The 18,212-nt window shown below is 58.6% G+C and carries 19 protein-coding genes; 11 read left to right on the top strand and 8 right to left on the bottom strand.

Annotated features, from left to right (window positions below; genetic code table 11):
- Positions 1 to 16: 16 nt before the first annotated feature.
- From TRL7639_RS22165 to TRL7639_RS22150, 4 genes are read right to left on the bottom strand one after another with little or no spacing between them, the layout of a single operon-like run.
- Entirely contained in the window at positions 17 to 1,357 is a 1,341-nt protein-coding gene (locus TRL7639_RS22165) for an NAD(P)/FAD-dependent oxidoreductase (protein WP_085798094.1), read from the bottom strand.
- Positions 1,354 to 2,850, bottom strand: a complete 1,497-nt coding sequence (locus tag TRL7639_RS22160; RefSeq protein WP_085798093.1) for an aldehyde dehydrogenase — start codon at positions 2,848 to 2,850, stop codon at positions 1,354 to 1,356. Before TRL7639_RS22160 ends, TRL7639_RS22165 begins: the two co-directional genes overlap by 4 nt.
- A 3-nt stretch (positions 2,851 to 2,853) precedes the next feature.
- Positions 2,854 to 3,771 (bottom strand): dihydrodipicolinate synthase family protein, encoded by a 918-nt coding sequence (locus TRL7639_RS22155; RefSeq protein WP_085798092.1) that lies wholly within the window; start codon positions 3,769 to 3,771, stop codon positions 2,854 to 2,856.
- Between the two features lie 8 nt (positions 3,772 to 3,779).
- Positions 3,780 to 4,490: a GntR family transcriptional regulator gene (locus TRL7639_RS22150; RefSeq protein WP_085798111.1), complete on the bottom strand. Its 711-nt coding sequence runs from the start codon at positions 4,488 to 4,490 to the stop codon at positions 3,780 to 3,782.
- 211 nt (positions 4,491 to 4,701) lie between these two features.
- On the opposite strand from TRL7639_RS22150, the gene TRL7639_RS22145 reads away from it, so the two are divergent.
- Positions 4,702 to 5,652, top strand: coding sequence for a GlxA family transcriptional regulator (locus tag TRL7639_RS22145; protein ID WP_085798110.1), 951 nt, complete (start codon positions 4,702 to 4,704; stop codon positions 5,650 to 5,652).
- A 67-nt stretch (positions 5,653 to 5,719) separates the two neighbouring features.
- Positions 5,720 to 6,475, top strand: coding sequence for a sulfotransferase-like domain-containing protein (locus TRL7639_RS22140; protein WP_085798091.1), 756 nt, complete (start codon positions 5,720 to 5,722; stop codon positions 6,473 to 6,475).
- A 56-nt stretch (positions 6,476 to 6,531) separates the two neighbouring features.
- On the opposite strand, the gene TRL7639_RS22135 is transcribed toward TRL7639_RS22140, so the two are convergent.
- Positions 6,532 to 7,125: a YceI family protein gene (locus TRL7639_RS22135; RefSeq protein WP_085798109.1), complete on the bottom strand. Its 594-nt coding sequence runs from the start codon at positions 7,123 to 7,125 to the stop codon at positions 6,532 to 6,534.
- 200 nt (positions 7,126 to 7,325) lie between these two features.
- Between TRL7639_RS22135 and TRL7639_RS22130 the strand changes: the two genes are divergently transcribed.
- On the top strand, positions 7,326 to 8,285 hold the full coding sequence (locus TRL7639_RS22130; RefSeq protein ID WP_085798090.1) for a LysR family transcriptional regulator: 960 nt from the start codon (positions 7,326 to 7,328) through the stop codon (positions 8,283 to 8,285).
- A gap of 54 nt (positions 8,286 to 8,339) precedes the next feature.
- Complete coding sequence (locus TRL7639_RS22125) at positions 8,340 to 8,996, top strand: TetR/AcrR family transcriptional regulator (protein WP_085798089.1); 657 nt, start codon at positions 8,340 to 8,342, stop codon at positions 8,994 to 8,996.
- Here TRL7639_RS22125 and TRL7639_RS22120 read toward each other — a convergent pair.
- Positions 8,993 to 9,730, bottom strand: coding sequence for a helix-turn-helix transcriptional regulator (locus TRL7639_RS22120; RefSeq protein WP_165759890.1), 738 nt, complete (start codon positions 9,728 to 9,730; stop codon positions 8,993 to 8,995). The genes TRL7639_RS22125 and TRL7639_RS22120 overlap by 4 nt on opposite strands.
- A 127-nt stretch (positions 9,731 to 9,857) precedes the next feature.
- Between TRL7639_RS22120 and TRL7639_RS22115 the strand changes: the two genes are divergently transcribed.
- The 6 genes from TRL7639_RS22115 to TRL7639_RS22090 all read left to right on the top strand — a co-directional run bounded on the left by TRL7639_RS22115 (position 9,858) and on the right by TRL7639_RS22090 (position 15,944).
- A complete protein-coding gene (locus TRL7639_RS22115) occupies positions 9,858 to 10,946 on the top strand; it encodes a pyridoxal phosphate-dependent aminotransferase (protein WP_085798108.1) in 1,089 nt (362 codons plus the stop codon).
- Positions 10,946 to 12,556 carry a thiamine pyrophosphate-dependent enzyme gene (locus TRL7639_RS22110; protein WP_207559711.1) on the top strand — a complete coding sequence of 537 codons (1,611 nt, stop codon included), beginning with the start codon at positions 10,946 to 10,948 and terminating at the stop codon, positions 12,554 to 12,556. Before TRL7639_RS22115 ends, TRL7639_RS22110 begins: the two co-directional genes overlap by 1 nt.
- Before the next feature lie 10 nt (positions 12,557 to 12,566).
- Positions 12,567 to 13,433 (top strand): DEAD/DEAH box helicase family protein, encoded by an 867-nt coding sequence (locus TRL7639_RS22105; protein WP_085798087.1) that lies wholly within the window; start codon positions 12,567 to 12,569, stop codon positions 13,431 to 13,433.
- Positions 13,423 to 14,130, top strand: coding sequence for an HAD-IA family hydrolase (locus tag TRL7639_RS22100; RefSeq protein ID WP_085798086.1), 708 nt, complete (start codon positions 13,423 to 13,425; stop codon positions 14,128 to 14,130). Before TRL7639_RS22105 ends, TRL7639_RS22100 begins: the two co-directional genes overlap by 11 nt.
- Positions 14,127 to 15,617, top strand: a complete 1,491-nt coding sequence (locus tag TRL7639_RS22095; RefSeq protein ID WP_085798085.1) for an aldehyde dehydrogenase — start codon at positions 14,127 to 14,129, stop codon at positions 15,615 to 15,617. Before TRL7639_RS22100 ends, TRL7639_RS22095 begins: the two co-directional genes overlap by 4 nt.
- A gap of 75 nt (positions 15,618 to 15,692) precedes the next feature.
- The gene (locus tag TRL7639_RS22090) at positions 15,693 to 15,944 is read left to right on the top strand and encodes an inositol monophosphatase family protein (RefSeq protein WP_085798084.1); all 252 of its coding nucleotides are present in this window, start codon (positions 15,693 to 15,695) and stop codon (positions 15,942 to 15,944) included.
- 32 nt (positions 15,945 to 15,976) lie between these two features.
- Here TRL7639_RS22090 and TRL7639_RS22085 read toward each other — a convergent pair whose 3' ends face one another.
- Both TRL7639_RS22085 and TRL7639_RS22080 read right to left on the bottom strand, forming a co-directional pair.
- Positions 15,977 to 16,318, bottom strand: coding sequence for a RidA family protein (locus tag TRL7639_RS22085; protein ID WP_085798083.1), 342 nt, complete (start codon positions 16,316 to 16,318; stop codon positions 15,977 to 15,979).
- Positions 16,319 to 16,408: 90 nt separating this feature from the next.
- On the bottom strand, positions 16,409 to 16,930 hold the full coding sequence (locus tag TRL7639_RS22080) for a MarR family winged helix-turn-helix transcriptional regulator (protein ID WP_085798082.1): 522 nt from the start codon (positions 16,928 to 16,930) through the stop codon (positions 16,409 to 16,411).
- A gap of 96 nt (positions 16,931 to 17,026) precedes the next feature.
- Between TRL7639_RS22080 and TRL7639_RS22075 the strand changes: the two genes are divergently transcribed.
- On the top strand, positions 17,027 to 18,190 hold the full coding sequence (locus TRL7639_RS22075) for a cytochrome P450 (RefSeq protein WP_085798081.1): 1,164 nt from the start codon (positions 17,027 to 17,029) through the stop codon (positions 18,188 to 18,190).
- Positions 18,191 to 18,212: the final 22 nt, after the last annotated feature.

The following is an 18,212-nucleotide window of genomic DNA, read 5'->3' as shown; positions in this document are numbered from 1 at the left end:
GACGGGGGCAGAGCCCCTATTCCTTGCCTGACCGCCATTCCTTCCACATCAGATAGGTGTTGGCTCCCAAGGCCGCAAAGGGCTCGGGCGGCAGTTTCGGCAACTCGGGCTGCGCAAGAAAGTGATCGGCGATGTCCGATGTCCCTTGCACAATCAGTTCAGCAACTCCCATGCCTTGCAAGGTGCCTCGTGCCGTTCCCAATCCGTTCTGGCAGCAGGCTGAGAAAACGCCCTGATCAAGTTCACCAAACGCGGCCGACCCATTGCGACTCAGGCACAGCATGCCCGCCCACCGATGTTCCATCCGCACGCCATTCAGGTGCGGGAACCGCTCGGCGAATTTGCGGTCATGCACCCAGCCGGCGTTGCGCACGCGCATGGGGCTGGTCTCGATCGTTGGGTGGAAACTGGCACAAGTCCGGATCAGAATGCGGTCGCCATAGCTACCCGAGATACGCCGCACGGATGTGCCCATCGGATCAGCAGGTGTGACACCCCAACGAGCTTGACCGCCAAGTGTCTTGGTCTGCTCATTGGACAGCCGTTCGGTGATCGAGGCGTACAGACAGATATGCATCAATTGCCGCTGGTAGAACCCGAAACTCTCCAAGTGCCCGTTGTTTGCCAGAACGACAGTGCCGGTGGCGATCTTGCCCTTAGGCGTCATCACCTGCCAGCCGTTGCCTTGCCGCTCGAACCCGGTTGCAGGTGTATTTTCAAAAACGTCGATCTGCCCTGCCAACAGCTGAGACAGGCCACGAATGTAGCCCGCCGGTTGCAGCATCACCGTGCCCGGACAGAACACGCCGGAGGTATAATGCGGACTGCCCGTGACCTCATGAATCTGAGCCTTGTCAAGGAACTCGCAGGGCTCCCCCAAACGTTTCAGATGCTCGACATAGTCACGGTTGTGCTTGTCGCCCGCGCGTGTGGCTGCCGCATTGTATTTTCCGCAAGGATCAAAGATCTCATCCGGCATCTGGCACTCGGCGGAGACCCCTTTGGCAAAACCGATGGCGCGCCGGTTCAGAGCGATTTCCGCCCGGTCAGCCTCTAGCCCGTCACCCGCATAATTGTCTGATGACAGATCATGCGGCAGATCGATCATGAAGCCTGAATTGCGCCCCGCCGAACTGTCCGCAAAGCGTCCCGCTTCGAGCACCGCGACTTTCAAGCTCGGGTCCAACTGATGCATCCGCCGCGCCGCGCTCAGCCCCGCAAAGCCACCCCCGATTACAGTGATGTCGACGGTCAAGTCCTGCTCCAGTACCGGCAAGGCTAGTTGCTCCGGCAGGATGGCATTCCATCCCGCCGGGCCGGTTTGTCGTGGCAGCCGTTTGGTGGTGTACTTGGTCAATCCACCGCCTCGTCTTCGTCATCTGCCAGATCAATCCAGATGGTTTTCAGCTGGGTGTACTGATCATGCGCATGGACCGAGTTGTCGCGTCCACCAAAGCCGGACTGCTTATACCCGCCAAAGGGGGTCGTGATGTCGCCCTCCCCAAAGCTGTTGACGGTTACGGTCCCTGCACGGATAGCCCGCGCACCGCGGATGGCGCGCTTGGCATTGGCAGTAAAGATCGAGGCGCAAAGGCCATAATCGGTGTCATTGGCGATGTTGATCGCCTCGTCAAAACCCGACACCTCGATCACCGAAAGAACCGGGCCAAAGATCTCTTCACGCGCCAGAACCGCGTCGTTGCCGGAAACCTCGACCACCGTCGCTTCGACAAAGCCATCCTTGGCGCTACCGCCAATCACGACGTTCTCCGCTTGCTCGAGATAACCGCACACTTTGGTGTAGTGCCCCTCGCTGACCAACGCGCCCATACGGGTTTCGGGATCAAGGGGATCGCCGATGTTCCAGTGTTTCGCGTGATGCGCGATCCGCTCCAGCAACTCGGCTTTGACGTCCTTGTGCACGATCAGGCGGGACGAGGCAGAGCAATTCTCGCCCATGTTCCAAAACGCGCCATTCACCACATGCGCCGCGACGCGGTCCAGGTTTTCGGCGTCATCCATGACGATGGCCGGGTTCTTGCCGCCCATTTCCAGCACCACCTCTTTGGCGTTGCTGTCTGCGGAATAGCCCAGGAACCGCTTGCCGGTCACGGTCGAGCCGGTAAAGGACACCATGTCGATGTCCATGTGCCGCCCGATGGGCTCGCCCACATCCGCGCCACCGCCAGGTACGATGTTCAGAACGCCGCGCGGCAAGCCCGCCTCCATCGCCAGTTCGGCCAGACGCAAGGCGGTCAACGTGGTTTCCGCCGCCGGTTTCACCACGACCGAACAGCCAGCCGCGAGCGCCGGGCCGATCTTCCACCCCAGCATCAGCAGGGGGAAGTTCCACGGCAGCACCAAACCCACAACGCCAATCGGCTCACGCACGACCATAGCGATGTGATCATCGCTTGCGGGCGAGACCTGATCATAGATCTTGTCGATCGCCTCGGCGTGCCATTTGATGCAATGGATCGTCTCGGGCACATCCACCGTTTCGCAGTCATAGATCGTCTTGCCGCTGTCGATGCTTTCCATCACCGCCAGTTCGCGCGCATTGCGGGTCATCAGCTTGCACAGGCGGATCAGCACATCCTTGCGATCCGACGGATGCATCCGCGACCAACGACCGTCATCAAACGCCTCGCGCGCCTTTTCCACGGCAAAGTCCACATCCTCGGCCCCGCAGGCGGCAATGTCGGCCAGCTTCTCGCCCGTGGCGGGGTTCGACGTCTCGAATGTCTTACCTGAAGTCGCCGGGCGATAGGCACCGTCGATGAAGGCCCCCGTTGGCAGGGTCAGATTGGCAGCGATGGATTTGTATTCGTCCTGAGTGAGCAGCGACATGGTTTATCCCTCCGCCTCGATATCTGCGATTTTCTGTTTCAACACGCGCGTGACCTGTTCCAGCGCGCGTTTGTCGTCCTTGTTCAGCCCTTTGAGCGGCGGGCGCACAACGCTGGCCTCGATCCCGTTCATGGTGACACCATGCTTGATGGTCTGGATGAACTTGCCGCCCTGCTCCAACACCCGCATCAGCGGCATCATCGCCGACATGATCCGGCGGCCCTTGGCAAAGTTGCCCTCGATCACGCAAGCATTGTAGAGCGCCACATGTTCACGCGGCAGAAAGTTCGATCCACCACAGACCCAGAATGGCGCGCCCCAAGCAAAGAATTCCAGCGCCTGATCATCCATGCCGCAACCCAATTGGATATGCGGGTAATCGCGTGCCAGTAGGTGCACCCGGTTGATGTCACCCGAGCTTTCCTTGATGCCGCAGAAATTGCGAGAGCGGCCAACACGGTCGAGGAACTCCTCGCCCATCATGGTGCCGGTGCGGTGCGGGTAGTTGTAGAGCATGATCGGCAGATCAGCAGCCTTGTCGATGGCCAGAGCGTTCAGCGCATTTTCGCGATCCGTTGGCACCGAATATGGCGGGCTGGCAAGCAGGATGCTTTCTGCCCCAATCTCGCGGGCGCCGGTCGCCAGTGCAATCGAATCCGGTGTCAGCATCGCTCCGGTGCCTACTACCAGCGGCAGACGCCCTTTGAGCTGCTGATGCGTGAATTTCGCCAATTCAAGACGCTCTTCAACGGTCTGGGCATAATTTTCACCGGTCGAGCCGCCCGAGATCAGGCCGTGCACGCCGTTATCGACCAGATATTCGATCACGTTCGCCAGGCCGTCCCAATGGACGCTGCCATCGGCGTGATAGGGGGTCACAACAGGTGTGTAGATCCCTTTGAATTCGAACAGGGGTGTCATGATGGTCCTCAAGCAGGTGTGTTTCGAGCGACCGAGCCCAGTTGCACGTCCAGCCCTACGGGCATGACGAACAGTTCAATCTGGTCTCGGGACAGGTTCCAATGGTCGATGGCGAGTTGCGCGGCTGCGATCTCGTCCCGCGCCTCGATGGCGGCGATGATAGCGTCGTGTTGTGCGCTGGCCTCGGACACGTTTTCGACCATCTGGGTGTCTTGCGGGCGGTAAAAGGTCATCGAGATCCGGGCATGGTCGATCAGCAGGCGCTGGAATGAGGGGAGCAAATAGATGTTGTCCGCCATCTCTCCGGTCACTTCGTGAAAGCGGTTGTTGGCCATGGCCCGATCCGCGCCAGAACCCGAACGCAGGGTGGATTTGAACACCTCTTGCGCGGCCTTCAGATCGTCGATTTGGGCGGGCCGCGCGTTTTGCGCCGCCAATTGCAACACCGCGCCGTAGATCATCGGGGCGGCCAGAAAGAAGTCACGCAAAGTCATGTGGGACATCTCGCTTACCCGCGCACCGCGATTTTCACGCAGATCGACATACCCGTCGCCTGCCAATTGGCGCAGCACTTCGCGCAACGGCGTGCGCGACAGCTGAAATTCGTCCGACAAGCGGCTTTCATCCAGATCGGCACCCGGCCGCAGGTCAAGCGTCATGATCGCGGCCTTGAGCCACTCGTAAAGTTCTGTCTTGCGGTTCTTCGCAACGTCTTTCACCGGCACCTCCCATGAATCGGTTGCCCAGTTGTCGAATGCTCTATGGCACGAAAATACAAATTGTGTACACAGTAAAAAAATGTTGTGTGCAAAAAATAAGTAGCGTACCCCGCATTATCTTGCCGCGCATACGAATCTTGGCTTAGCCTGAGAGGTGCACCCGCAGGACCACCAAATGCCACGCCCCGGCAACTTTGAATTGGGTCACGCCATGTCTAAGACACAGCACTTTGTCTTTCTTCTGGTCGAAGAGTTCTCGCACCTTGCTTTTTCCTGCGCGGTCGAGCCGTTGCGCATTGCCAATCTGGTGAGCGGCGAGCCGCTGTATCGGTGGTCTTTCGCGTCCGAGAACGGAGAGTCCGCAACCTGTTCGAATGAATCCGTGACCTTGGTGCATTCTGGGTTCGACAATCTGCCGCGGTGTGATCAGCTGTTTGTCTTGTCCGGCATTCGCATGCGCAATCATGTGACCAAACCCCTGTTGGCCACACTACGGCGCGAAAGGGTAAAGGGCACGCCCATCGGGGCTCTGTGTTCGGGCGCATGGGTCTTGGCCGAGGCCGGATTTCTGGATGATATGCAAGCCGCGATACATTGGGAATATCACGACAGTTTCATGGAGGCCTTTCCCGAAGTGAACCTGGTGCGCAGTGTCTTTGTCGCTGACGAGAAATACATGACCGCCTCGGGCGGCACCGCCACCGCTGATCTGATTCTGCACCTGATCGAACGCGACCATGGACAGGACCTTGCCGTCGCTGTGGCTGATCAGATGGTTTACAACGCCGTGCGCAACTCAACGGCGGAACAGAAGGTGTCGTTGCAATCGCGCAATGGAATGCGCAACGCACATCTGACCAAGGCGATCCAGATCATGCAAGAGCAGATCGCAGACCCGATTTCACCCACCGTGATTGCTGAACTTGTTGGGATTTCGACACGGCAGCTAGAGCGGTTGTTCGGCAAATACCTCAATGCCTCGCCCAAGAAATACTTTATGGAAATGCGGCTGGAACGGGCGCGCAACCTGCTGATCCAAACGGAATCATCCGTGACCGAAGTGGCCTTTGCCTGCGGTTTCGAAAGCCCCGGTCATTTCAGCCGGGTTTACCGGGCGGCTTACGGCGTCACACCGATGCTCCAGCGCGGCAAAATCTCGTGATCTGAGGCGTTGACAGAATTCGATTTCGGGCGTTGAGTTGCAGAAAACATCGACGCCCGAGGTTTTCATGCACAAGATCATCGCGCTTTGGTCGCACCCCCGTTCGATGTCCACCGCGATGGAACGGATCATGCGGGAACGCGGCGATCTGGACTGTGCGCATGAGCCGTTCATGTACGACTATTACGTCAACCGCTCGGTCCGCGAGATGCCGCATTTCGATGTGCAGGACGACCACCCCCAAACCTTTGATGCGATCCGGGACATGCTGTTGGCCCGCGCCGAGAAACAGCCGGTCTTTTTCAAGGATATGAGCTATTATGTCATGCCGCATATCCTGGATGACGCAGCGTTCCAGGACCGGTTGGTGAATTGCTTTCTGATCCGCAACCCAATGGCGTCGATCAAATCCTATTTCAAGCTTGATCCGGACGTATCAAGCGATGAAATCGGGATCGAGAAACAATGGCGACATTACCAGGCATTGGTTGATGCAGGCCAAACCCCGGTCGTGATCGAAGCCGAAGCCGTTCGCCGCGATGATCGCGCAACACTTTCCGCCATGTGGGACAAGATTGATCTGCCTTTTGTCGAAGCCGCTTTTGACTGGCAAACCGAGCGCCCGGCTGATTGGGCCCAGGTGGATGGCTGGCACGCGGACGCGGGCACGTCAAAATCCATCCGTCCGCTGACGCTCGAAGATCTGACCCGGCAGGAAGAGGCATTCTTTGCCGCAGCCGAAGCCGAGCCCAGGATGCTCGCCTATCTTGAACATCACATGCCATACTATCTGCGGCTCAAGGCTGCGGCGATGCGGCGATAGCCCCAAACGAAAACGGCGCCAGGCAGCACCGTTTTCATCGCTTGTCAAAAGGCAGGTTACTCTGCTGATTTCATCTCGGTCACAATCGAAATCGAAATCGGCCCCGTCGAAAAGCCACCAACACCAAACGCCATATGGTCGATCTCGGTTTCTGCGGTAAAGGCAATCCATTCGCCTTTATAGTAGTCGATCACGCCACCCAAAGGATGCGGCCCAATGTGGGTTAGCTCGGTCGCCAGAGTGACAGGCTTCGTGGTCCCGTGAATGGTCAGATCGCCGGTGACATTTGCGGTTTTCTCGCCGGTTACCTCGACCGAGGTGCTGGTAAACGTGATCTCTGGATAAGTTTCGACCTCAAGAAAATCCTTGCTTTTCAGGTGATCGTCCAGCGGGCCAAAGCCCGAATTCAGGCTGTCGGCCTTGATTGTCACGTTCAGCTTGGCCTCGCCCGGGTTTTCCGGATCAAGATCCAGGGTGCCGTCAGCAACGGTGAACTCGGCCGACTGCATCGAGACACCGGCGTGGCTCCAGCCAAAGTTGACTTCGGTATGGCCTTGGTCAGTTTTGAATTGGGCAGCACCCGCGCTGCCTGCGGCAAATAATGCGGCGGCAGCACTGGCGCAGAGGAAAGTCTGGAAAGAACGGAACATGGTCATAACCCTTTGGTTCGCCGTTTGGACAGGATGCAGATTTAATGCATTTGCATGTATATTGCACGCCTTTCTCTGGGCAACCTGTTTTCCTTATCCTCTCGACATCGTGAAAACCCGCGCCACGACTATCAAGCGGTTCCATTTTCGCCGAAATCCTCATACCGTAATCACCAAATTTCGCGGCAAGGGTACACCCGTTGAACATTCGACAACTTCGCTATTTCATTACCATTGTCGACGAGGGCAGTGTTTCCAGCGCGGCCCGCGTACTGCACATCGCCCAACCCGCTCTCAGCCAACATATTGCCAACCTTGAGGCCGAATTGACAACTGATCTGCTGGTCCGCTCATCACGCGGTGTGAAACCCACGCGGGCGGGCGAGGTGCTGTATCAACACGCCCGCAAGATTGCAGCGCAGATCAAGCAAGCCACCGATGACGTGCGCAACGAAGCGGAAACACCTCGCGGTGAGGTGTCCGTCGTGGTGCCTCCGATGCTGGGCGTTCACGTGGCCCCGCGCCTGCTGGAACGGGTGGCCGAAAAGTTCCCCGAAGTTGACCTGCGGATCATGGAAGAGCTTGGACTGAACGTGCGCGACATGATCGAAAACGCAAGGGTCGACATGGGAATCCTTGCAACCCAAAATCACACACCCAAGGCGGATCACTTGCTTCTGTATCGTGAACCGCTGTTCCTTGTTTCACGACGCAAAAAGGACGATCCACCCTGCGACGGCACTTCGACCATCAAGGCCGAAAAAATCTTTGACGTGCCGCTGGTACTCAGCCAGCAATCTCATGCGGTCCGCGAAATGGTCGAGACACTCGCCCAGGAAAGCGGCCGCACCTTGGCCCCACGCGTGACGACCGAATCCACCCGCCTCCGCCTCAGTTATATCCGAAGCGGGGTGACCTGTGGGGTTTTGCCCTGGCCATCGTTTGATGCTTTATGGCAGCGCGGAGAGATCACAGCCAGGCGCCTTGTCGATCCGGATCTGACCCGAAACATCTTTCTGATCTGGCCCAAAAATCAGCCATTGAACGCAGCCTCGCGCGCGGTACGACAAGAGCTGGTCGACATCTGCCACGACCTGTTCGAGCAAGGCGTCATTCGCGGATCCCTGGTCGCCACGCGTGAACAGCTTCAGGACAGCTGATCGTCAGCCAAGATCCCCTTGCGCATTCCGTACAGAGGTGTACGTTTAATCTCTATGACGGACACGGAAACATCAGACGGCACCAAACCCCGTGGGCGCGGGCCAAGCCGCACCAGCCGCGAGGATTGGATACGCATCGCACTGGATACACTGATTTCGGACGGGGTGGACAGTGTCAAGGTTCTGACCCTGGCCGAAAAACTGGAATGCGCCCGGTCCAGTTTTTATTGGTTCTTCAAGAACCGCACCGATCTGCTCAATGCGCTGCTGGATCATTGGCAATCAACCAACACCAAAGCTCTGGTCGACAGCACCAAACGCCCTGCTGATACCATCAACCTGGCCCTGGTTCAGGTCTATGGCATTTGGGTGGCGGATGGATCGTTTGACACTCAGCTGGACTTTGCCATTCGTGATTGGGCGCGCCGCTCAGGTAGCGTCCGGCGGGCGCTGGATCTGTCGGACACCGCGCGGGTTGATGCCCTGTCGGACATGTTCGAACGCTACGGCTATCCCAGATCCGAGGCAGAAACTCGTGCTCGGATCACGTATTTCACCCAAATCGGCTATGACGCGTTGGATCAACGCGAAACGATGGAAACCAGGGCGGCACGGGGATGGGACTACCTTTATTGCATCACCGGTGTACAACCGACCGAAGTGGAAATGACCGCTCTGCGCAACGCCGTCTGGAATGACGACAACGCCTAAGAGCCAGTGTTGCACAGCATGAACAGTGCGGACTTCGAGTTGATCCCAAGCTTCTCATAGGCCCGCTTACGATAGGTCATCACCGTGCTTGGCGCCACGTCCAACTCCCACGCGATGGCATCCGCTGTCAGCCCCCTGAGCATCCCTTCGCAGATCTCTTTCTCGCGCGCGGAAAGGGAATTCAGGGGGCTTTGTAGCTTGCTCCCGTTACGATCCGAGAAATGCAAAAGCACGGTCTGGGCAATCGCGTTCCAGAAATCCAATCGCAGCTGGTTCTCGCTGACGAAAAAACGCCCATTCTCCTTGAACCGAAAGAAATTCATGGCGATCACATCCTCGTCCCGCCGGGCAATCACGGTCAGCCGATCCCCGATCCCGGCGGCCGCAAAGGGCTCGTCCCCGTCGACCTGGTCCATGGTCGCGATAACCAATTGGCCGGTTTCGCGCACCTGTTCGATCGCAGCGCGTGATGGGTCCTGTTTGAACCCCTCGCGCAGATAGGTCTGCACCATGTTCTGCACGCCTTTGGCGTGACGCTCGTTATAGGTCAGATAGCATTGCGGCCGGGGTGTTTTGTAGGAAAACACCATGCATTGATCGGCCTTGATCACCTGTTCGATCAACTCAAGAAAGCGCGCGTTAAAGCCTGGCGTGCCGATCGACTGCAGGCACGTCGAAAAGATGTGCAAAAATTCCGGCGCGCCCGGCCCGCTAAAGAAATCTTCCAAGGACATAAGCGCAACATGCGCAGTCACGCCGCTAAAGGCAACCGATCCCCTGTCCCCCCTGACAAGGGACAGACGATCCCGCCCCGCCTGAGCTAGACACTCAGCCAACGACATGATTTTTGCGGATGACCCCATGACCCAATCAGACGCCGGCGGCTATCAGGCGGGCCTGTCAGTGGCCGAGGTACAAAGCCTCAGCGACACGCCCATCACCAAGCTCAGCTCGAACGAAAACCCCTATGGCCCTTCACCTATGGCTGTGGCTGCAGCGCACATGGCGCTGAGCGGCGCCAACATTTACCCCGAACGCACGGACGCAGCCTTGTGTCAGAAACTGGCCGAGTTTCACGGGCAAAACATGCAGCCCGAGCATTTCTTTTCTGCCAACAGCGGGGTCGAGGTTCTGTCCCTGATCGAAGACGCACTAATCGCCCCCGGGCAACGCGCCATCATCTGCCCGCCTTGCTTTGGCGCCTATACCGGCTCGCTGATGAAAAAAGGTGTCCATGTCGACAAAGTTGATCTGGTCGGAGCTGATTTTGAAGTGCATGTCGAAGGCATCCTAGCTGCCGTCACCCCAGACACGCGGTTGGTCTACCTATGCAACCCGAACAACCCCACCGGCACCTATTTCGGCGCCGAAGTGCTGGACGCCCTACTGGACGGCCTGCCCGATCACATCACGTTGGTATATGACGAAGTCTATTTTCAATTTGCGACCGAGTTCGATCTGCCCGACGCCCTGCGCCATGTTCGTGACGGGCGCAACATCGTCATCGTGCACAGCTTTTCAAAAGCGTACGGATTGGCGGGTATGCGGGTGGGCTATGGCATCGCGCCTGAGCCGATTGCGGCGCAGATCCGCAAACGCAAACGCAGCTTTCATTTGAACTCTATGGGAATGGCAGCCGCAATGGCAGCCCTGGACGATGCCGCCCATCTGGATCGAACCGTCGCCAACAATACAACCGAGCGTGCACGTCTCTCACAAGCCCTCAGGGGTATGGGGTATGAGGTGAGCCCCTCTCAAGCCAACTTCGTCATGTTCCGTTGCCCTGATGGGATGGACGCCAAGACGCTGACCAATCAGTTGGTAACCCATGGCGTCATGGTGCGGCCAGCGTTTGACCTGCCCCACCACATCCGCGCCACGATTGGCCAACCGGATGAAAACACCCGACTGCTGAACGCTCTGAAATCGCTGCAAGACGAGGTCCAGTAATGACTCAGACCATGACAGGCGGCGAAGCGGCCGTCCTTTCGCTTTATAAACACGGGATCAACACCGTGTTCGGCCTACCCGGCGTGCAGAACGACTGGCTTTACAATGCCTTCTACGACCACCGGGAAAAGTTCCGCATCATCCACACCCGGCATGAACAGGGCGCCGCCTACATGGGCTTGGGCCATTCACTTGCCAAGGATGAGCCGACGGTCTTCAACGTGGTGCCCGGCCCGGGCCTGCTGAACGCCACCGCTGCGCTCTCCACTGCTTACGCGCTGAACGCCAAGCTTTTTTGCCTGACCGGTCAAATCAACTCGCGTGCTATTGGCAAAGACTGGGGTGAATTACACGAGATCAACGACCAGCTTGGCGTCATGCGCGGCCTCACCAAATGGGCTGAACGCGCCAATGCGCCCTCTGAGGTGCCAGGACTGATCCACAAGGCGTTCACCCAGATGCAATCGGGCAGACCGCGCCCCGTTGGGCTTGAGATCCCGATGGATGTTCTGGCCGCAGAATGCGCAGTCGACCTGCTGTCCGGCGACGTACACGGCGCCGAGCCAGAGCTGAACGAGGACACCATCGAAGCCGCAGCCAAACTGCTGGGGCAGGCCAAGACGCCGATGATCTTCGTGGGCAGCGGGGCGCAGGGTGCAAGCGCTCTGGTCCGTCAACTGGCCGAGGCATTGCAAGCGCCTGTCGTCGGTTATCGCACTGGCATGGGCGTTGTGGATGCGCGCAGCTATCTGTCGTTGCATCAACCCGCGGCCAAAGGGCTGTGGGACAAGGCGGATGTGGTTCTGACCATCGGGTCGAACATGCGTGTACCGGCCCGCAAATGGATCAAGGGTCACGCGCCGCAGATCATCCGCATCGACGTTGATCCCGATAGTCACGAAAAATTCTTTATCCCCGCCTGCGCCATCACCGCCCGCGCCGAACAGGCCTTGCCGGTGTTGCTCAACCGTCTGGAGAGGCACAATTCCGTGCGCGCTTCGCGCAAGGACGAACTGCTGGAAGCCAAGGCCAAATGGGCCGAACGGTCGGCGGTGCTGGAGCCGCAGCTCAGCTATCTCAAGGTGATCCGTGAAGAGTTGGGAGAAGACGGTGTCTTTGTTGACGAGCTGACACAGGTCGGGTTTGCCAGCCGCATCACCTATCCGGTCTACAACCCGCGCACCTATATCTCGACCGGTTACCAGGGCACGCTTGGCTATGGCTTCCCCACCGCACTAGGCGTCAAGGTGGCGCGCCCGGATGTGCCGGTAATTTCGGTCTGTGGGGATGGAGGGTTCATGTTCGGCGTGCAGGAGCTAGCCACCGCCGTACAACACAAGATTCCGTTGATTGTGCTGCTGTTCAACAACAACCAGTATGGCAACGTGCAGCAGATGCAAAAGAACAATTATGGTGGCCGGGTGATCGCAACCGATCTGCACAACCCCGACTTTGTACGTATGGTCGAAAGCTTTGGCGCGCAGGCCTTGCGCGCGACCACACCCGAAGAGGTGCGCACCGCCATCCAACAAGGCAAACGCACCACAGATGTGCCTACGGTGATCGAGGTGCCGTTCACCGAAATGCCAAGCGTTGACCAATTCCGCTGAGGGAAGAGCCATGACCGACGATCAGATCATCATTCCGCATGACAGCCCGATCAGGGCGCAGCTGGAACATGCAGTCTCAACCCGCCGCTTGATCTTTATCGCGGGGCTGCCTGGTACGGGCAAAAGCCTGATTTTGCAACAAATCATCCTGCTTGCGGATCAGGCCGGGCGCCGGGTGCATACGATGCAATGGGACGCCGCGCGCCGTCCCTTTGAAACGGCTCAGTGGTTGGAAAAATACCCCGAGGTCGACAACCTGACCCACCCCGGCATTCGAAAAGCAGTGGGGTTATGGGTGCGCGACGGCGTAATGAATTGGCATGCGCACAACAGCGATCCGGCCGAGCTTTTGGTGGCCGAACTGCCGGTTGTCGGTGGACGGTTCACCGAATTGCTGCACAAGCTCGACGATGAGGCTGAGGACCTGCTCAGTTCGAACAATGCGGTTTTCTTTGTCCCAATCCCGCGCCCAGAAATCCGACGCGCCATCGAAGGGTTTCGCGCCGATACCTTTGCCAACCCGCGCAACGAACAGGAAACCAAGGACGCACCGCCGGAAATCGTGCAGAACGACTGGCTGGACATTCGCCGGGTGCATGACCTCTGGACGGACACGCAAAGCGACCCCGCCACGGCCCAAGTCTATGACGCCGAGATTTATCGCCACGTATATGACCAACTGATGCGGCACCGCAATTTGCAGATCCTCGACATCGACCGGACGTTCGACACCAAGGGCTCGGCCTATGAACGCGCGGTTCCCGTTCAGGAACTTGCAGCGGCAGGAGAGGCAATCACCAACAGCTATGCTCGACTGAAAGAGCAATTCCCCGGCGACAGCGTCGGCCCGGTCGTGGAAGCTTGGTATGACTACTGAACCGGCTGAGGCGTTGATCCTCGATTTTGGCAGCGTGGTCACGCTGACCATGTTCGAAACGCATCGGTTTTCCGAGCGCAACCTTGGCCTGCCCGAGGGCAGCCTGACGTGGATGGGTCCGTTCGACCCAGACAATGACACGCTTTGGACCACCATGCAGCGCGACGAGATCACCGAGCGCGACTATTGGCTGACCCGAGCACGTGAAGTGGGGCAGATGCTGGGCCAGGACTGGACTGAGATGGCGCAATTCGTCATCGCCGCACGCGGCAAGGACACCGAGAAAATTATCCGCCCCGAGATGGAGCCATTGGCTGAAATCGTCAAATCCTCGGGCAAGAAACTGGCGATCCTGTCGAACGAGCTGGACCTGTTTTTTGGCAAGACCCTGCGCCAATCGCTGCGGTTTCTGGACCATTTTGATGTGATCAGTGACGCCACCTATACCAAGATCCTGAAACCCGATCCCCGCGCCTATCAAGCCTGTCTCGATGATCTGGGGCTTGAGGCGCATCAATGCGTCTTTATCGACGATCAAATGCGCAATGTGGTGGGTGGGCAGCAGGCCGGTCTGCGGTCGCTGCACCTGGATGTGAAATTGCCGCTTGACGCGTTTAATACCGCGCTGACCGAGCTTGGCATCGACGCGAAATTCACCGCGCCGGGGCAATTGGCCCGGACAAAGGACCTCTCATGACCCTGGACCAATCCCGTATCGATGCCCTGCGTGCTCAACCCGTGGCACAAGGGCTGAACTTTATCGATGGTCGATCTTACGCTGCAAGTGACGGCGCGGTGATGCCCGTGATCTCTCCCATCGATGGACGTCACTTGACCGACCTGGCCGCCTCGGGTCAGGCCGAGGTCGACCGGGCCGTTGCCGCCGCCCGGCGATCGTTCGAAGCAGGCGATTGGTCCGAATTGTCACCGGTCGAGCGTAAACGCATCCTGCTGAAATGGGCCGATCTGATCGAAACGCAGGCGCTGGACCTCGCTGTTCTGGGCGCGCGTGACAATGGCACCGACATCCGTTCCGCGCTCAAGGGCGAGCCCCTGTCTGCTGCGCAAACGATCCGCTTTTATGCTGAAGCCATCGATAAGCGGAATGGAGAAATCACCCCAACCCGCAACGATGTCCTGTCCCTGATCGACCGCGAACCCGTTGGGGTCGTGGGGATCATCACGCCCTGGAACTTCCCTTTGATGATCGGCGCGTGGAAACTTGCCCCTGCCCTGGCCGCCGGCAATTCGGTCGTGATCAAACCGTCAGAAGAGGCCAGCTTGTCCACTTTGCGTATTGTGCAATTGGCCCACGAGGCGGGGTTGCCTTCGGGCGTCCTGAACGCTGTCACCGGGCGCGGCATCGACGTGGGTGCGGCCATGGGGTTGCACATGGACATCGACGTGATGGCCTTTACCGGGTCGGGCGGTGTCGGGCGGCTGTTGATGGAATATTCCGCGCAATCCAATCTGAAACGCGTCTATCTGGAGCTTGGCGGCAAATCCCCCAACATCGTCTTTCCCGATGCACCCGATCTGGACCGAGCCGCAGCAGAAACGGCGGCCTCGATCTTTCGCAACAACGGACAGGTCTGCGTCGCGGCCTCGCGCCTGATCGTGCATCGCGACATTCACGACGACTTCCTGGCCAAGGTGCGTGACCACGCAACAGCGTTAAAAATCGGCGATCCGCTGGATTTGTCCCTGACCACCGGTGCGCTTGCAAACGCGGCGCAGCTGAGCAAAACGCAAGGTGCCGTGGCCCGTGCGATTGACGAAGGGGCGGATCTTTGGACCGGCGGTCATCAGCTGCACGCAGACAGCGGCGGATTCTACCACGAGCCGACCGTGCTGACCGGCGTGACATCGGCCATGGGCATCGCCCAGAACGAGGTTTTTGGCCCGGTTTTGGCCGCCCGCAGTTTCGATACCGAACACGAAGCCGTCGCAATCGCCAATGAGACGGTCTATGGCTTGTCATCCGTGGTCTGGTCGCGTGACATTTCACGCGCGCACCGCATGTCGCGACGGATCAAATCGGGCACGGTGCAGGTGAATTGCTTCAGTGGTGCGGATGTGACTTCGCCCTTAGGAGGCGTAAAGCAATCCGGCAATGGGTCGGATCGTTCGCTGCATGCGCTTGAAAAATACGAAAACCTCAAGGCGACCTGGATTCAGCTTTGAGCTGGCATTGCCCACGGCTGTCATCAGGCTGTCACGTCTCGGAAACCAGAACGGGGCCTCAACACCCGAGGCCCCATGACCGATCTGGACCAACTCATCGCAACCGCCCTTGATCTGGCTGCCATGGCGCCCGAGATTTCGGGTGCCACTTGGCGCGCCGATCTTGACACTTTCGACATCTGCGCTCTGTGCCCAGTGGTGCAAGACGCCGGGGGGATTGTCACAGATTTGAACAGAGGACCGCTGTTCCTGACGTCCAACGGAGCCATCGTGGCAAGTGCTTCGTCAAGGCTGCACAGCAGGATCCTTGCGGGCCTCTGTGGGTAACCCGCTGTACAGCTAAGCTTTTTTGTTGAGCCTTAAGGCAGTGCCGCGATCACCAGGATCTCGACCTTCAGGATTTCACGGGCCAGTTTGGCTTCGCCGCAGGCGCGGGCAGGTGCATGACCGGTTGGGACCCAGGCGTTCCAGACCAAGTTCATCTCGGCAAAATCTGCCATGTCAGCCAACCAGATCGTGGTCTGCAGCAGGTGTTCCTTATCGGTTCCGGCTTCGGCCAGCAGGGCATCAACCTTGGCCAGGCAATCACGGGTCTGCTCGGCAACCGTGTCCCCTTCGGCAACCTGGCCGCTGAGGTAGACAACCCCATTATGCTTGACGATCTTGCTGGCGCGTTCGGTTGTGTGAAAGCGTTCGATCATGGGGTCTCTCCAATTCTGACCGGTGATGCGTTGTGGCGCACACTCATCAACTCGGACGGCAAAGCGCAACCCTCAATCCTTTTGTGGACGTCAGTTTTGCGCCTCGCTGCCATCAAGGTTCTCCAACAGCTTCGACAGAAGCCGGTTCAATTCGGCAACCTCGTCCTTGGAGAGCCCGCGAAGCAGATGTTTCTGCCGTTCCAAGGCCGCAACCAGAACGTTGTCGTGAAGCTCTTGCCCCTTGTCAGTCAAAAACCACTCTTTCCGGCGTTCATCGGGGCTGTTGCATTGCGCCTTGGCCAGCCCCTCTTTCTCAAGCCGCGCCAAACTGCGGCTGACAGCGCCCTTGTCGATCCCGATGGTCGCACTGGCATGCGAGACGCTACTGCCGGGATTGCGGGTCAAAGATACCAACATCCGCCAATCCATCGCCCCGATGCCAAAAGCATTCTGATAATGGCGCGACGCGTTGCGGGTAAAGCGGTTCGCTGCAAAGTTCAACAGAACCGTCGGAGACCGCGAAAAACTCAAGGTTTGGCGCCTGCGCCCGTCATCATCCTGTTCCAGTTCTGTCAGGAACATCTTGTCCGGCAGATCGTCCATGTCCGTCATCAACACCTCGCTTTGTCGCGACCCTAGCGAAATCGGATTGACTCAACAACAGCTCACGTGTTGACATGACAACATGTCACGCAAGAGGCCAGCAAAATGACCAATGCGCCTATCTATGAAATCGACCCCGAAGCGTTCTGGAAAGATCCCTACCCTGACCTGAAACAACTGCGTGCGAACGCCCCGGTCGCCTTTGTCCCGCAGTTGGGTGCGGTGCTGATCACCCGACGCGACGACATCTTTGCGAATGAGAAAAAGATCGACATCTTTTCGTCCACTCAACCAGACGGGCTGATGACCCGCTTGATGGGCCAGAACATGATGCGCAAAGATGGCGACGCGCATATGGCCGAGCGTAAGGCGATCTTTCCCACCGTGTCCCCCAAAACGGTCAAGAACGTTTGGAAAGCGCAGTTCATCGAGATGACAAAGGCAACCTTGGATGACCTGCACCCCAAAAGGCAGGCCGATATGGTCCTGGACATCGCCAAGCGGATTTCCGGCGACGCCTTGCGGGTGATGACGGGGCTGACCAACATGACCTGGCAAGAGATGGATCGCACCAGTCAGGGCATGATCGACGGCTGCGCGAATTACGCGGGCGACCCCGAGATCGAAGCGCATTGCCACGATTGCACCGCCTCGATCGACAGTCACATCGCGGCGCGCAGGCCGGACCTGCAAGCCAACCCGGACGCCTCCCTTTTGTCGGTCCAGATGCAAGCCGGTCTGTCGGACGAGCAGATCAGCGCCAACATCAAACTGGCGATTTCAGGCGGTCAGAACGAGCCGCGCGACGTGATCGCGGGTGCCATCTGGGCACTGCTCACGCACCCAGATCAACTGGCGCTTGTTCAAGCCGGTCAGGCAAACTGGATGGATGTGTTCGAAGAATACGCGCGCTGGATGTCCCCCATCGGCATGTCCCCGCGAGAGATTGCCAAACCCTATGAGCTACATGGCGTCTCTCTGGCCCCGGGCGACCGGGCGTTTTTCATGTTTGGGTCGGGCAACCGAGACGAGCGTACCTTTGAACGGCCCGATCAGTTCGACATGACACAGGATCATGGCCCATCGATCGCCTTTGGGGCGGGGCCGCATTTCTGCGCCGGGGCCTGGGCGGCACGCACATTGATCGCGGATGTCGCCTTGCCGATGATCTTTGAACGGCTGACAAACCTGCGGCTGGCAGGCGATGTACCCTTTGGAGGATGGGCATTTCGCGGACCGCTGAGCATGCCTGTAGCTTGGGACATCTGACAGCGAGCACCTTTTCCCACGG

It is taken from the genome of Falsiruegeria litorea R37, from assembly GCF_900172225.1.
Lineage (GTDB): Bacteria > Pseudomonadota > Alphaproteobacteria > Rhodobacterales > Rhodobacteraceae > Falsiruegeria > Falsiruegeria litorea.
The sequence above is the reverse complement of the archived record's forward strand: the minus strand, read 5'-3'. Positions and strand labels throughout refer to the sequence as shown.

Coding starts and splice junctions, on each gene's coding strand:
- TRL7639_RS22160 (WP_085798093.1), bottom strand. CDS start 2,850: ATGTCGCTGCTCACTCAGGACGAATACAAATCCATCGCTGCCAATCTG.
- TRL7639_RS22155 (WP_085798092.1), bottom strand. CDS start 3,771: ATGACACCCCTGTTCGAATTCAAAGGGATCTACACACCTGTTGTGACC.
- TRL7639_RS22145 (WP_085798110.1), top strand. CDS start 4,702: ATGTCTAAGACACAGCACTTTGTCTTTCTTCTGGTCGAAGAGTTCTCG.
- TRL7639_RS22140 (WP_085798091.1), top strand. CDS start 5,720: ATGCACAAGATCATCGCGCTTTGGTCGCACCCCCGTTCGATGTCCACC.
- TRL7639_RS22135 (WP_085798109.1), bottom strand. CDS start 7,125: ATGTTCCGTTCTTTCCAGACTTTCCTCTGCGCCAGTGCTGCCGCCGCA.
- TRL7639_RS22125 (WP_085798089.1), top strand. CDS start 8,340: ATGACGGACACGGAAACATCAGACGGCACCAAACCCCGTGGGCGCGGG.
- TRL7639_RS22120 (WP_165759890.1), bottom strand. CDS start 9,730: ATGTCCTTGGAAGATTTCTTTAGCGGGCCGGGCGCGCCGGAATTTTTG.
- TRL7639_RS22115 (WP_085798108.1), top strand. CDS start 9,858: ATGACCCAATCAGACGCCGGCGGCTATCAGGCGGGCCTGTCAGTGGCC.
- TRL7639_RS22110 (WP_207559711.1), top strand. CDS start 10,946: ATGACTCAGACCATGACAGGCGGCGAAGCGGCCGTCCTTTCGCTTTAT.
- TRL7639_RS22105 (WP_085798087.1), top strand. CDS start 12,567: ATGACCGACGATCAGATCATCATTCCGCATGACAGCCCGATCAGGGCG.
- TRL7639_RS22100 (WP_085798086.1), top strand. CDS start 13,423: ATGACTACTGAACCGGCTGAGGCGTTGATCCTCGATTTTGGCAGCGTG.
- TRL7639_RS22095 (WP_085798085.1), top strand. CDS start 14,127: ATGACCCTGGACCAATCCCGTATCGATGCCCTGCGTGCTCAACCCGTG.
- TRL7639_RS22090 (WP_085798084.1), top strand. CDS start 15,693: ATGACCGATCTGGACCAACTCATCGCAACCGCCCTTGATCTGGCTGCC.
- TRL7639_RS22085 (WP_085798083.1), bottom strand. CDS start 16,318: ATGATCGAACGCTTTCACACAACCGAACGCGCCAGCAAGATCGTCAAG.
- TRL7639_RS22080 (WP_085798082.1), bottom strand. CDS start 16,930: ATGACGGACATGGACGATCTGCCGGACAAGATGTTCCTGACAGAACTG.
- TRL7639_RS22075 (WP_085798081.1), top strand. CDS start 17,027: ATGACCAATGCGCCTATCTATGAAATCGACCCCGAAGCGTTCTGGAAA.